8 protein-coding genes and 1 tRNA gene are annotated in these 12,474 nt (G+C 66.0%); 3 read left to right on the top strand and 6 right to left on the bottom strand.

Going from position 1 to position 12,474, the window contains the following annotated elements; all coding sequences use genetic code 11:
• Positions 1 to 2: 2 nt before the first annotated feature.
• A tRNA-Leu gene (locus tag ILP92_RS01380) sits at positions 3 to 88 on the bottom strand.
• Between the two features lie 136 nt (positions 89 to 224).
• Between ILP92_RS01380 and ILP92_RS01375 the strand changes: the two genes are divergently transcribed.
• The gene (locus tag ILP92_RS01375) at positions 225 to 1,202 is read left to right on the top strand and encodes a complex I NDUFA9 subunit family protein (protein ID WP_198914570.1); all 978 of its coding nucleotides are present in this window, start codon (positions 225 to 227) and stop codon (positions 1,200 to 1,202) included.
• On the opposite strand, the gene ILP92_RS01370 is transcribed toward ILP92_RS01375, so the two are convergent.
• Complete coding sequence (locus ILP92_RS01370; RefSeq protein WP_198914569.1) at positions 1,199 to 2,002, bottom strand: undecaprenyl-diphosphate phosphatase; 804 nt, start codon at positions 2,000 to 2,002, stop codon at positions 1,199 to 1,201. The two genes, ILP92_RS01375 and ILP92_RS01370, sit on opposite strands and share 4 nt — an antisense overlap.
• 206 nt (positions 2,003 to 2,208) lie before the next feature.
• Here ILP92_RS01370 and ILP92_RS01365 point away from each other — a divergent pair, with 206 nt between their 5' ends.
• Together ILP92_RS01365 and gltB are read left to right on the top strand one after the other, a co-directional pair.
• Complete coding sequence (locus tag ILP92_RS01365; protein WP_198914568.1) at positions 2,209 to 3,642, top strand: NAD(P)-dependent oxidoreductase; 1,434 nt, start codon at positions 2,209 to 2,211, stop codon at positions 3,640 to 3,642.
• A 171-nt stretch (positions 3,643 to 3,813) separates the two neighbouring features.
• Positions 3,814 to 8,352, top strand: coding sequence for a glutamate synthase large subunit (gene gltB / locus ILP92_RS01360; protein ID WP_198914567.1), 4,539 nt, complete (start codon positions 3,814 to 3,816; stop codon positions 8,350 to 8,352).
• Positions 8,353 to 8,449: 97 nt separating this feature from the next.
• Here the strand turns inward: gltB and ILP92_RS01355 are convergent, their stop codons facing one another.
• The 4 genes from ILP92_RS01355 to ILP92_RS01340 all read right to left on the bottom strand — a co-directional run bounded on the left by ILP92_RS01355 (position 8,450) and on the right by ILP92_RS01340 (position 12,447).
• On the bottom strand, positions 8,450 to 9,757 hold the full coding sequence (locus ILP92_RS01355; protein ID WP_198914566.1) for a cytochrome-c peroxidase: 1,308 nt from the start codon (positions 9,755 to 9,757) through the stop codon (positions 8,450 to 8,452).
• 180 nt (positions 9,758 to 9,937) lie between these two features.
• Positions 9,938 to 11,029, bottom strand: coding sequence for a site-specific DNA-methyltransferase (locus ILP92_RS01350; RefSeq protein WP_198914565.1), 1,092 nt, complete (start codon positions 11,027 to 11,029; stop codon positions 9,938 to 9,940).
• 104 nt (positions 11,030 to 11,133) lie between these two features.
• Positions 11,134 to 11,754 (bottom strand): ribonuclease HII, encoded by a 621-nt coding sequence (gene rnhB, locus ILP92_RS01345; protein WP_198914564.1) that lies wholly within the window; start codon positions 11,752 to 11,754, stop codon positions 11,134 to 11,136.
• A gap of 219 nt (positions 11,755 to 11,973) precedes the next feature.
• Complete coding sequence (locus tag ILP92_RS01340) at positions 11,974 to 12,447, bottom strand: hypothetical protein (RefSeq protein WP_198914563.1); 474 nt, start codon at positions 12,445 to 12,447, stop codon at positions 11,974 to 11,976.
• Positions 12,448 to 12,474 lie beyond the last annotated feature (27 nt).

Genomic DNA, 12,474 nt, shown 5'->3' with positions numbered 1-12,474 from the left:
ATTGGTGCCCAGGAGAGGACTCGAACCTCCACGTCCATACGGACACTAGCACCTGAAGCTAGCGCGTCTACCATTCCGCCACCTGGGCAGGTGTCGTGGGGGGCGATTTAGCGACGGCCCCGAGGGGTGTCAACGCCAATCCGGGCAATGATTTCGATTTGCGCCTTGTGCGGTCTATCTTAGCGTCTTACACCCGATGACGTTTCCCGACGAAAGGCTCAGCGATGACGAAGCTTGTCACGATTTTCGGCGGTTCCGGCTTTGTCGGACGCTATGTGGCGCAACGCATGGCGGCCCAGGGGTGGCGTGTGCGGGTGGCCTGCCGTCACATCAACGATGCCCACTGGGTCCGGCTTTACGGGGTGGTCGGACAGGTCGAGCCCGTGTTCTGCAACATCCGCGACGACGCATCCGTGCGCACCGTCACGGCCGCCGCGGATGCGGTGGTGAACTGCGTGGGCATCCTGGCCGAATCCGGTCGGCAATCCTTCGAGCAGCTGCAGCACCAGGGCGCCGCCCGGATCGCGCGCATCGCCAAGGAGGAAGGTGTCGCGCGGCTGGTGCAGATCTCGGCCATCGGCGCGGATGCGAACAGCAAAAGCGCCTATGCGCGCACCAAGGCGCTGGGCGAAAAGGCGGTTCTGGAGGCTTTCCCCGAGGCCGTCATCCTGCGTCCGTCCATCGTCTTCGGGACCGAGGACGAGTTCTTCAACCGCTTCGCCGCCATGACGATCCTGTCGCCGGTCATCCCCTTGGTGAATGCCAGCGTGAAGTTCCAGCCCGTCTGGGTCTCGGACGTGGCCCATGCCGCCGAGCTGGGTGCGCTGGGCAGGGCGAAGCCGGGCATTTACGAACTGGGCGGCCCCGACGTGCAGACCTTCCGTGGTCTGATGCAGGACATGCTGGGCGTGATCCGGCGCCGTCGCCTGATCCTGTCCGCGCCGCTCTGGCTGGCGCGGATCATGGGCAGCGCGTTCGACCTGCTCGGCAAGCTTACCTTCGGGCTGATCAAGGGACCGCTGACGCGTGACCAGGTGGAAAACCTGGCGCATGACAACGTGGTGCACGACGGCGTGATGACGTTCCAGGATCTCGGCATCGAGCCGACCGCGAAAGAGGCGGTGCTGCCCGCCTATCTGTGGCAATACCGTCCGTCGGGGCAATACGCCGAGATCACGGAAAGCGCGCGGAACCTGCGTTAGCCGTAGGCCAGCCAAAGAAGCACGGATCCCAAGAACAGACGGTAGATCACGTAGGGCGTGAAGCTGACCGACTGGAGCAGGCGGAACATCAGCTTCAGCGCCGCCAACGCCGCGAAGAACGAAAAGAGCGCCACCAGGGCCATGTCGCGCGCGGCGCCGAAATCCCCGGCCATGGCCACCTGGAAGCCCAGCAGAAGGCCGGATGCGGCGATCACCGGCACCGACATCAGCATCGACAGGCGGGCCGCGTCTTCGCGTGCGTAGCCCAGCTGGCGCGCGGCGGTGATGGTGATGCCCGAGCGTGAGGTGCCGGGGATCAGGGCCAGCATCTGCGCCAGTCCCATGCCAAGGGCGTCTCGCAGGCTCCAGCGGTCGGCGGTGCGGGTCGTCGCACCGCGCTGGTCGCTGAAATAGAGCAGCAGGCCGAAGATGATCGTGGCCCACCCGATCAGCGCGACCGAGCGCACCAGCTCGCTCAGCCCGGTCAGCGCCAGCACGCATCCGGCGACCAGCACCGGCACGGTTGCGGTGGCCAGGCACAGCGCCAGCCACGCGCCCTGGCTGTCGACCCTGCCGCGCAGAAGCGCGGGCACACCGCTGAGCGCAAGTCCCACATCCTTGCGGAACATCGCGATGACGGCGCCAAGCGTGCCCAGATGGGCCGCCACGTCGACGGCAAGCCCCTGGTCCGCCAGGCCCGTAAGGGACGGCAAAAGGATCAGGTGCCCCGACGACGACACGGGCAGGAACTCGGTCAGGCCCTGGATGATGGCGACGAGGAGAAGGTGAAACACTGGCATGAAGGGCTATTTCGCGTTCCGTGACATATGCAACGCTTCTGGTCACATAGGCATTTTTCAGTTTATTTCCGATTCGGACCTATATTTCGCTGTCATATGGTCGCACTCGGCAGATTGGCGCCTGATTTTCTCGCAATAGGTCAGCCATTATGCCTTTTATTTTCTGCTCCATCCCTGTATGCGCGTCGGGTGACAGGAGATGTGCCATGGCAAAACAATCAATGCTCAAGTTTGTCAATGTCGGACGCGACATGCCCGAGAAGCGGCCGCCCGATCTGCGGCGCGAGGATTTCCACGAGATCTATGGCGAATACGCGCGCGACAAGGCCGCCGAGCAGGCCGGGCGGTGCTCGCAATGCGGTGTTCCCTATTGCCAGACCCATTGCCCGCTGCACAACAACATTCCCGACTGGCTGCGCCTGACCGCCGAAGGGCGGCTGCAAGAGGCTTACGAGGTCAGCCAGGCGACCAACACCTTCCCCGAGATCTGCGGACGGATCTGCCCCCAGGACCGCCTGTGCGAGGGCAATTGCGTGATCGAGCAGTCCGGCCACGGGACGGTCACCATCGGCTCGATCGAGAAATACATCACCGACACCGCGTTCGAGGAAGGCTGGGTAAAGCCCATCGCGCCCCACGCCGAGCGCGACGAGCGGGTGGCGATCATCGGCGCGGGGCCCGGCGGACTAGCCTGCGCCGACATGCTGCGGCGCGAGGGCGTGCAGGTCACCGTCTATGACCGCTACGACCGCGCGGGCGGCCTGCTGACCTACGGCATCCCCGGCTTCAAGCTGGAAAAGGACATCGTGATGAAGCGGATCGACCAGCTGGAAGCGGGCGGCGTGGTCTTCAAGCTGAACACCGATGTGGGCGTCGACGTGACCTTCGAAGAAATCCGCGCAGGCCATGACGCGGTGCTGATCGCGACGGGCGTCTACAAGACCCGCGACCTGCAGGCGCCCGGCGTGGGGGCCAAGGGGATCGTGAACGCGATCGACTTCCTGACCGCGAGCAACCGCAAGAGCTTCGGCGACGCGGTGGAAGAGTTCGACAACGGCGATCTGAACGCGGAAGGCAAGCGCGTGGTCGTGATCGGCGGCGGCGACACGGCCATGGACTGCGTGCGCACATCGATCCGGCAGGGCGCCAAATCGGTGAAGTGCCTGTACCGCCGGGATCGCGACAACATGCCCGGCTCTCAGCGCGAGGTGAAGAACGCCGAGGAAGAGGGCGTCGAGTTCGTGTGGCTGAGCGCGCCCAAGGGCTTCACCGGTGACAGCGTCGAGGGCGTGATGGTGTCCAAGATGCGCCTGGGCCAACCCGATGCGACCGGACGCCAGATGCCCGAGGTGATCTCGGGCGCCGATTACGTGGAAGAGGCCGATCTGGTCATCAAGGCGCTGGGCTTCGAGCCCGAGGATCTGCCGAAGCTCTGGGGCGTGGACGGGCTGGAAGTGACACGCTGGGGCACGGTGATGGCCGATTTCCAAACCCACGAGACGTCGCTGCCGGGCGTCTATGCCTGCGGCGACATCCAGCGCGGCGCGTCGCTGGTGGTCTGGGCGATCCGCGACGGGCGCGAGGCCGCGCAGGCGATCCTGGCACAGCTGGGCCGCACGACGGCGATGGCCGCCGAGTAATCGCACCGCCGGACCGGGGGCCAGCCCCCGGACCCCCGAGGTATTTCGGGAAAGATGAAGCAGGGGCGCGGACGTGCCCTTCGTCGGGAACACGGGCGGGCCGCGCAAGGCGCTCGCAGGATCGGGACCGCATTTCGCAACAAACGGTCCCGCCACGACAGGAGATTGAGAATGACCAAGTTCGACACCGACTGGACGGCACGCGAAGAGGCCAAGCGCGCCTGGATGGCCGAGAACTCGCTTTATCGCGACGACGACGAGCACGCGTCCTGCGGCGTGGGCCTGGTGGTCAATACCGACGGACGCAAGTCCCGCGCGGTGGTCGAAGCGGGCATCGACGCGCTGAAGGCGATCTGGCACCGCGGTGCCGTGGATGCCGACGGCAAGACCGGCGACGGCGCAGGGATCCACGTGCAGATCCCGTTCGGGTTCTTCGGCGAGCAGGTCGAGCGGACCGGCCACACGCTGCGCGACGAATTGCTGGCCGTGGGCCAGGTGTTCCTTCCGCGCACCGATTTCGGCGCGCAGGAAACCTGCCGGACGATCGTTGAAACCGAAGTGCTGCGCATGGGCCATTACATCTATGGCTGGCGGCACGTGCCGGTGAACATCTCGGTCCTGGGCGAAAAGGCCAATGCCACCCGCCCCGAGATCGAGCAGATCCTGATCTCGAACGCCAAAGGCGTCGACGAAGAGACCTTCGAGCGCGAGCTTTACGTCATCCGTCGCCGGATCGAGAAAGCCAGCGCCGCAGCGGGCATCCGCGAGCTTTACATGGCGTCGTTTTCCTGCCGGTCGATCATCTACAAGGGCATGATGCTGGCCGAACAGGTGGCCGAGTTCTACCCGGACCTGAAGGACGAGCGTTTTGAGTCGGCCTTCGCCATCTACCACCAGCGCTATTCGACCAACACGTTCCCGCAGTGGTGGCTGGCGCAGCCCTTCCGCATGCTGGCCCATAACGGCGAGATCAACACGCTGAAGGGCAACCTGAATTGGATGAAGAGCCACGAGATCCGCATGGCGTCGTCCGCCTTCGGGGACATGGCCGAAGACATCAAGCCCATCGTGGCGCAGGGCTCGTCTGATTCCGCCGCGCTGGATTCGGTCTTCGAAGTCTTGGTGCGCGCGGGCCGCAACGCGCCCATGGCCAAGACCATGCTGGTGCCCGAAACCTGGTCCAAGCAGGCCGAAGAGCTGCCCGACGCCTGGCGCGACATGTATTCCTACTGCAACAGCGTGATGGAGCCGTGGGACGGCCCGGCCGCGCTGGCCATGACCGACGGGCGCTGGGTCTGCGCGGGCCTGGATCGCAACGGCCTGCGCCCCATGCGCTATGTCGTGATGAACGACGGCATGGTGATCGCGGGATCCGAGGCCGGAATGGTCCCGATGGACGAAGCGAATGTCGTGGAAAAGGGCGCGCTCGGACCCGGCCAGATGCTGGCCGTGGACATGCAGGAAGGCGGCCTGTTTCACGACCGCGAGATAAAGGACAAGCTGGCCGCGGCACAGCCCTTCGGCGACTGGGTCGGCAAGATCGTCGAGTTGGACGACGAGCTGGCCAAGGTGACGGAAGCGCCCGTCTTCAGCGGATCCGAGCTGCGGCGGCGGCAGATCGCGGCCGGCTACACGATGGAAGAGCTCGAGCAGATCCTGGCGCCCATGGCCGAGGACGGCAAGGAAGTGCTGGCATCCATGGGCGACGATACGCCCAGCGCGGTCCTGAGCGAAAAGTACCGCCCGCTCAGCCATTTCTTCCGGCAGAATTTCAGCCAGGTCACCAACCCGCCCATCGACAGCTTGCGCGAGTTCCGGGTGATGAGCCTGAAGACCAGGTTCGGCAACCTCAAGAATGTGCTGGACGAAAGCAGCGCCCAGACCGAGATCATCGTCCTGGACAGCCCCTTCGTGGGCAACGCCCAGTTCGACCGGATGGTGAAGGCGTTCAATGCGCCGAGCGTCGAGATCGATTGTACCTTCGATGCGGGTAAAGGGCTTGGCATACTGTCGGCGGGGCTGAAGCGGATCCGGGCCGAGGCGGAAGAAGCCGTTCGTTCGGGCACCGGGCATATCGTGCTGACCGATGCGGGTGCGTCCGGGGATCGCGTCGGCATGCCGATGATCCTGGCCACCAGTGCCGTGCACAGCTGGCTGACCAAGCAGGGGCTGCGCACCTTCTGTTCGATCAACGTGCGGTCGGCCGAGTGCATCGATCCGCATTACTTCGCGGTGCTGATCGGCTGCGGGGCCACCACGGTGAACGCGTATCTGGCCGAAGACAGCTTGGCCGACCGGGTCGAGCGTGGCTTGCTGGATTGCAGCCTGACCGAAGCCGTCGCGCGCTATCGCAAGGCCATCGACGCGGGGCTTCTGAAGATCATGGCGAAGATGGGGATCAGCGTGATTTCCAGCTATCGCGGCGGTCTGAACTTCGAGGCCGTGGGCCTGAGCCGCGCCATGTGCGCCGAGTATTTCCCGGGCATGCATTCCCGGATTTCCGGCATCGGCGTCAACGGCATCCAGCGCAAGGTGGAAGAGGTCCACGCCCGCGGCTTCCGCGGCGGACAGGACGTGCTGCCCATCGGCGGCTTCTACAAGGCGCGCCGCTCGGGCGAGACGCACGCCTGGGAAGCGACGTCCATGCACATGCTGCAAATGGCCTGCAACAAGGCCAGCTACCAGATGTGGAAGCAGTATTCGAAGAAGATGCAATCGGCCCCGCCGATCCACCTGCGCGACCTGATGGACTTCAAGGCGCTGGGCAAGGCCGTGCCCATCGAGGAGGTCGAATCGATCACGTCGATCCGCAAGCGGTTCGTCACGCCGGGCATGTCGCTGGGCGCGCTGTCGCCCGAGGCGCACCGGACCCTGTCCATCGCCATGAACCGGATCGGCGCCAAGTCGGATTCGGGTGAGGGTGGCGAAAGCCCCGAGGATTTCACCCCCGAGCCCAACGGCGACAATGCGTCGGCGAAGATCAAGCAGGTGGCGTCGGGGCGTTTCGGGGTCACGGCGGAATACCTGCTGGCCTGCGAAGAGCTGGAAATCAAGGTGGCGCAGGGCGCCAAGCCCGGCGAGGGCGGTCAGCTGCCCGGCATGAAGGTCACCGACCTGATCGCCAAGCTGCGCCATTCGACCAAGGGGGTCACGCTGATCTCGCCGCCGCCGCACCACGATATCTACAGCATCGAGGACCTGGCGCAGCTGATCTATGACCTCAAGCAGATCAACCCGCGCGCCAAGGTGACGGTGAAGCTGGTGGCGTCGTCGGGCGTCGGCACCATCGCCGCCGGTGTGGCCAAGGCCAAGGCCGACATCATCCTGATCTCGGGGCACAATGGCGGCACCGGTGCGTCGCCCGCCACGTCGATCAAATACGCAGGCCTGCCGTGGGAGATGGGCTTGACCGAGGCGCACCAGGTGCTGGCCATGAACAACCTGCGGTCGCGCGTGACCCTGCGCACCGATGGGGGCTTGCGCACCGGCCGCGACATCGTCATGGCCGCGATGATGGGGGCCGAGGAATACGGCATCGGCACCGCCGCGCTGATCGCCATGGGCTGCATCATGGTGCGCCAGTGCCAGTCCAACACCTGCCCCGTGGGCGTCTGCACCCAGGATTCCGCGCTGCGTGCCAAGTTCACCGGCAACGCCGAGAAGGTGGTGAACCTGATCACTTTCTACGCCACAGAGGTGCGCGAGATCCTCGCCTCGATCGGGGCGCGGTCGCTGGACGACGTGATCGGTCGCGCGGACCTGCTGAGCCAGGTCAGCCGCGGCAGCGCGCATCTGGACGATTTGGACCTGAACCCGCTGCTCATCACGGTCGATGGCGCCGAGAAGATCCGTTACGACCGGGACCAGCCCCGCAACGCGGTCCTGGACACGCTGGACGCCGAGATCGTGCGCGACGCCGCGCGGTTCCTGGACGACGGCGAGAAGATGCAGCTGAGCTACGCGGTGCGCAACACCCACCGCACGGTCGGCACGCGCACCTCGTCGCACATGGTCAAGCGGTTCGGGATGCGCAACCACGGTCTTCAGCCCGACCACCTGCACGTGAAGCTGACGGGCAGCGCCGGGCAGTCGCTGGGCGCCTTCGCCGCACCCGGCCTGAAGATCGAGGTGTCGGGCGATGCCAACGACTACGTGGGCAAGGGCCTGTCGGGCGGCACCATCGTGGTGCGCCCGCCGATGGTCAGCCCGCTGGTCGCCGCCGACAACACGATCATCGGCAACACGGTGCTTTACGGCGCCACCGACGGTTATCTCTTCGCGGCGGGCCGCGCGGGCGAGCGTTTCGCGGTGCGCAACTCGGGTGCGACCACGGTGATCGAGGGCTGCGGCTCGAACGGGTGCGAATACATGACCGGCGGCGTCGCGGTGATCCTGGGATCCATCGGCGCGAACTTCGGGGCCGGGATGACGGGGGGCATGGCCTTCCTGCACGACCCCAAGGGCGCGTCGGACGTGATGCTGAACCGCGAAACGCTGGTGACTTGCCCCGTGACCACGGATCACTGGGTGGGCCTGCTGGAAGGCCTGGTCAAGCGGCACCACGCCGAGACCGGCAGCCGCCGCGCGGCCGACATCCTGCAGCACTGGGACACCGAGCTTGCGAACTTCGTGCAGGTCTGCCCGAAGGAGATGCTCGACAAGCTGGAGCATCCGCTGGGGATCGAGAAGCAGGCCGTGCCCGCGCAGTAGTGCGGCGGCGTCGCGACGGCTTCATCGGCGCGAATGGATATTTAGAAGAACAAAGATGGGGGCGTGCCTTGCGGTGCGCCCCCAAACTCGTTGGGGATCAGCGCGCGACGGGCAGCCCGGAGGGGACGCTGTCCGGAACCCCGAGACGCCCCGAGATCGACGCGGGATCGGTCAGCGCGTCCAGGAAGGCCAAAAGCGCGTCCAGCTCGGGCTCGGTCAGGGCGCGGCCTTCGGGGGCCGCGTCGGCAATCGCGGCGCGCTCGTCGCTGTCCAGTGCCCAGCGGTCGTCGACGATCCCGTCCATTTGCGGCAAGGGCGGCAGATCTTCGTAGCGCGCCAGGCCGGCGCGCGGCTCCGCGTGGTCGCGCAGGAAGGCGCGCAGATCGGCGTGGGCGCCTGCGTGTCCCCACGGGCCCGTCCGGGTCACGTTGCGCAGCATCGGTGTGCGGAAGGCATAGGCGTCTTCGGTCCGCCCGGTCACGCGCATCCGGCCGGTGTCGCGCTGGTGGTCTTCGAAAGCGGCGGCCTTTCCCGGCCCGATCTGTGGCGCGCCCATGGCATGAAAGCCCATGTCGCTGAGCAGCGGGCCCGCATGGCACGTCGCGCATCCGGCGTCGCCGTAGAAGAGCCGAAGGCCGTCGGACTGCGCTTCGGACAGCGCGGCTTCCCCGCGCAGGTATCGGTCGAAGGGGCTGTCGGTGGCCTGCCATTCGTGCGCCATGAAGGCGGCGATGGCGTTCGAGATGTCGGTGAATCCAATCGGTTTGCCATCAGCGATGGCGGGATAGGCTGTCGTGAAGCGCGCCTTGTATTCGGGGATCGCGGCAACGCGGCTTGCGATGGCGTCCCATGCGCCGCCCGGCCCGGTCAGCCGACCCTGGCGGACCAGTTTCGCGATCTCGTTTTCCTGGTAATGGCCGGCCATCTCGTCCGGACTGAGCACAGGGAACATGGTCTGCGCCGACAGAAGGCTGGCAAAGCCTTGCTCCATGTCCGCGTCCAGCGGGGTGCGGATGCCCGAGGGGCGGGATTCGTCGACCTCGATCCGGCCGTCGTGGAACAGGACGGTCACGCCGCGATGGCTCAGGTTGAACAGCGGCGGCGCGTTGCGCGGGATCCGCGCTTCGGGCGGGTTGTCGGGATCGGCGACGCGCTTTGGCCCAAGCCCCTTGCCGCCATCGCCGACCCCCAGCGCAAGGCCATCCCCGGTGGCGAAGCGCGGATGGTGGCAGGTGGCGCAGGACACCTCGCGATTGCCTGACAGGATGGGATCGTAGAACAGCAGCTGACCCAGGGTGATTTCGCTCTCGGAGTGCTTGGCGAAATCGTCCTGCTCCAGCGGCGGCGGAAGCTCGGCGGCCAGGCAGGGTGTGGCAAGCAGGATCAGGAGGGCGGCGCGAAACATGGAAAAAACCGTGAGGCGTCGGAGGGGTATCGTCAAGCGATGTGCCCAATGGTCATCCGGGATGATCCTTTCCGACGGAAGGAAAAAAGCCCCGCCAGATCAAATCCGGCGGGGCAAGGTTGTGCCGCGTGGCGCGGACGCGAACGTCCGGCTGGCCCGCAGCACTGGCGGTAACGCCGGTCAGCGCATTTCTGCGCGGATCTGTTGTCTGAGGATGTCGATGGGCACTTTCTGCCCCTCGCGCGTGAAGCTCCAGTAGGTCCAGCCGTTGCAGGACGGGGCGCCGTCCAGCGCGGCACCGACCTGGTGGATCGACCCGGTCAGCTGATCTGCCACCAGCGTTCCGTCGGCGCGCACCTTGGCGATCTGGCCGCGGGCATTCACCAGCTTCTCGCCCGGGCGCAGCATCCCGCGCTCGACCAGCTGGCCGAAGGGAACCCGCGGCTCGGCGCGCTTGGACTGGGTGACTTCCAGGGCGGATTTGTCCAACTTGCGCACGCGGGCCAGCCGCCGCTCGGCCACCGTGATGTAGCTCTCGTCCCGCTCGCAGCCGATGAAGTCGCGTCCCAGCATCTTGGCGACGGCGCCGGTGGTACCCGAGCCGAAGAACGGGTCCAGCACCACGTCGCCGGGCCTGGTCGTGCCAACCAGCACGCGGTGCAGCAGGCTTTGCGGCTTCTGCGTCGGATGCGCCTTGTTGCCGTCCTTGTCCTTTTCGCGCTCGTGGCCCGAACAGATCGGCAGCGTCCAGTCGCTGCGCATCTGCACGCCCTCGTTCAGCGCCTTCAGGGCGTCGTAGTTGAAGGTGTATTTCGACCCCTCGTCGCGCCCCGCCCAGATCATCGTCTCGTGCGCGTTGGTCAGTCGCTTGCCCTTGAAGTTGGGCATGGGGTTCGTCTTGCGCCAGACGACGTCGTTGAGGATCCAGAAGCCCGCATCCTGCAACGCGGTGCCGACGCGGAAGATGTTGTGGTAGCTGCCGATCACCCAGATCGCGCCGTCGGGCTTCAGCACACGGCGCGCGGCCTTCAGCCACGCCCGGGTGAACTGGTCGTAGGCGGAAAAGCTGGAAAACTGGTCCCAGGCGTCGTCGACGGCATCGACCTGGCTGTTGTCGGGGCGGTGCAACGCGCCCTTCAACTGAAGGTTGTAGGGCGGATCGGCAAAGATCAGATCGATGGAGGCCGCGGGCAGGCTGTCCATCGCGTCGATGCAATCGCCGCGCAAAATCTGGTTCAGCGGCAGCGAGGCTGCGCCTTGGGTCTTCGTCATCCGGTTTCACTGCCTCGTGTGCCACGCCTTTTGCGGCGCTTGCGTTTTGTTGTGGCAAGGATGATCGGCGCCGTGAGCGCGGTCAAAATCTTTTTCGAATCAATCTATTGGGATTTTTCTTGATACAAGATGTTGTGGATGGGCTTGAATGAGCGCCTATGATGTAGGGTCACACCGTGGCTTTTGAGTCCCACCTGGTGTTGCGGCGCGCCGTAACCCATGTTGCTGTCCCACCCGTAATGCGGGTGCTGTTGCGCCAGCGTCACCATGATCCGGTCGCGCGTGACCTTCGCGATGATGGACGCCGCGGCGATCGACAGACTCAGCCCGTCGCCCTTCACGATCGCCTGCGATCCGCAGGGCAGATCGGACGGGATCTTGTTGCCATCGATCAGCAGGTGGTCGGGACGGATCGGCAGGGCGTCGACCGCGCGCCGCATGGCCAGGAAACTGGCCTGAAGGATGTTCACCGCGTCGATCTCGGCCACGCTGGCCTGCCCCACGCCGATCCGCGCGCAGTCCTGCAGGATGTCGAACAGCGCGTCGCGGCGCTTGGGCGTCAGCTTCTTGCTGTCGTTCAGTCCCGGCGGGATCGCACCCGGCTCAAGCATGACGGCGGCCGCGATCACCGGCCCGGCCCAGGGGCCGCGGCCCACCTCGTCGACGCCTGCGATCAGGGTCGCGCCACGGGCGCGCGCGGCGGTCTCGAAGGAAAAATCCGGCATGTCAGGTGTGTCCCGCGTTCGCCTGTCTCGCGCAAGTCCGCTGTTTCACCGGTCTGCAAATACCTGAAGACCGGCACCCGCCACGCAGAGCGCCGGTCCGAACATAAGGCGGGGCAGGGTCCTTCGTGGTTAGCGAAGGGATCCCTGCCCCTTGTCACGGCCTGCCGGGCCAAGATGTGCGGAGATTTATTCCGGCAGACCGTGAAGACGGGGTCGCACTCAGCGGTGCCGCGCCACCGTCCATCCGTATCTTTCAAGGCAGCGCGTGCCGTAGACCGTGCGGTAGCGGCCGAAGGCGTAGACGTCGCGCTCGCAGCGGTGGGGCAGGTGGCGCACCGCGTTGGTGGTGTCCTTCAGGCAGCGCTTGCTCAACACCTGGCGGATGCCGCCGCGGGGGCCTTCGACGATATCCACGCAGCGCGCGGGCAGGGCGCGCGAGCGGCCGCCCCGTCCGTCGCGGACCGGCGCGGCGACGTTCTTGTTCTTCGCGTTCCGCAAGGTTTCGCGCGCCTTGCGCGCCTTCTCTTCCTTGCGGTCCTTCGCCTTGTCGATGGCCAGCCCGATGGCGCCGACGGCTGCGGCCCCCAGAAGGATCTTGGTCAGCTCGTCATTGGACATCTGCGCCTGGGCAGGTGCGATGGGGGACAGGGCCAGCGTGGCCGAGAGCAGGGCGGTCGATATCAGGCGGATCATGGGTGGCTCCTCCGAAGTCAGTGTCAT

Origin of the sequence: Palleronia pontilimi (assembly GCF_016412875.1) — a bacterium.
Lineage (GTDB): Bacteria > Pseudomonadota > Alphaproteobacteria > Rhodobacterales > Rhodobacteraceae > Palleronia > Palleronia pontilimi.
Note: the sequence above shows the minus strand (reverse complement) of the source record. Positions and strands in the feature narration are given on the sequence as shown.

Bases quoted from the DNA above. Each gene is read 5' to 3' on its own strand.
- ILP92_RS01375 (WP_198914570.1), top strand. From the start codon at position 225: ATGACGAAGCTTGTCACGATTTTCGGCGGTTCCGGCTTTGTCGGACGC.
- ILP92_RS01370 (WP_198914569.1), bottom strand. From the start codon at position 2,002: ATGCCAGTGTTTCACCTTCTCCTCGTCGCCATCATCCAGGGCCTGACC.
- ILP92_RS01365 (WP_198914568.1), top strand. From the start codon at position 2,209: ATGGCAAAACAATCAATGCTCAAGTTTGTCAATGTCGGACGCGACATG.
- gltB (WP_198914567.1), top strand. From the start codon at position 3,814: ATGACCAAGTTCGACACCGACTGGACGGCACGCGAAGAGGCCAAGCGC.
- ILP92_RS01355 (WP_198914566.1), bottom strand. From the start codon at position 9,757: ATGTTTCGCGCCGCCCTCCTGATCCTGCTTGCCACACCCTGCCTGGCC.
- ILP92_RS01350 (WP_198914565.1), bottom strand. From the start codon at position 11,029: ATGACGAAGACCCAAGGCGCAGCCTCGCTGCCGCTGAACCAGATTTTG.
- rnhB (WP_198914564.1), bottom strand. From the start codon at position 11,754: ATGCCGGATTTTTCCTTCGAGACCGCCGCGCGCGCCCGTGGCGCGACC.
- ILP92_RS01340 (WP_198914563.1), bottom strand. From the start codon at position 12,447: ATGATCCGCCTGATATCGACCGCCCTGCTCTCGGCCACGCTGGCCCTG.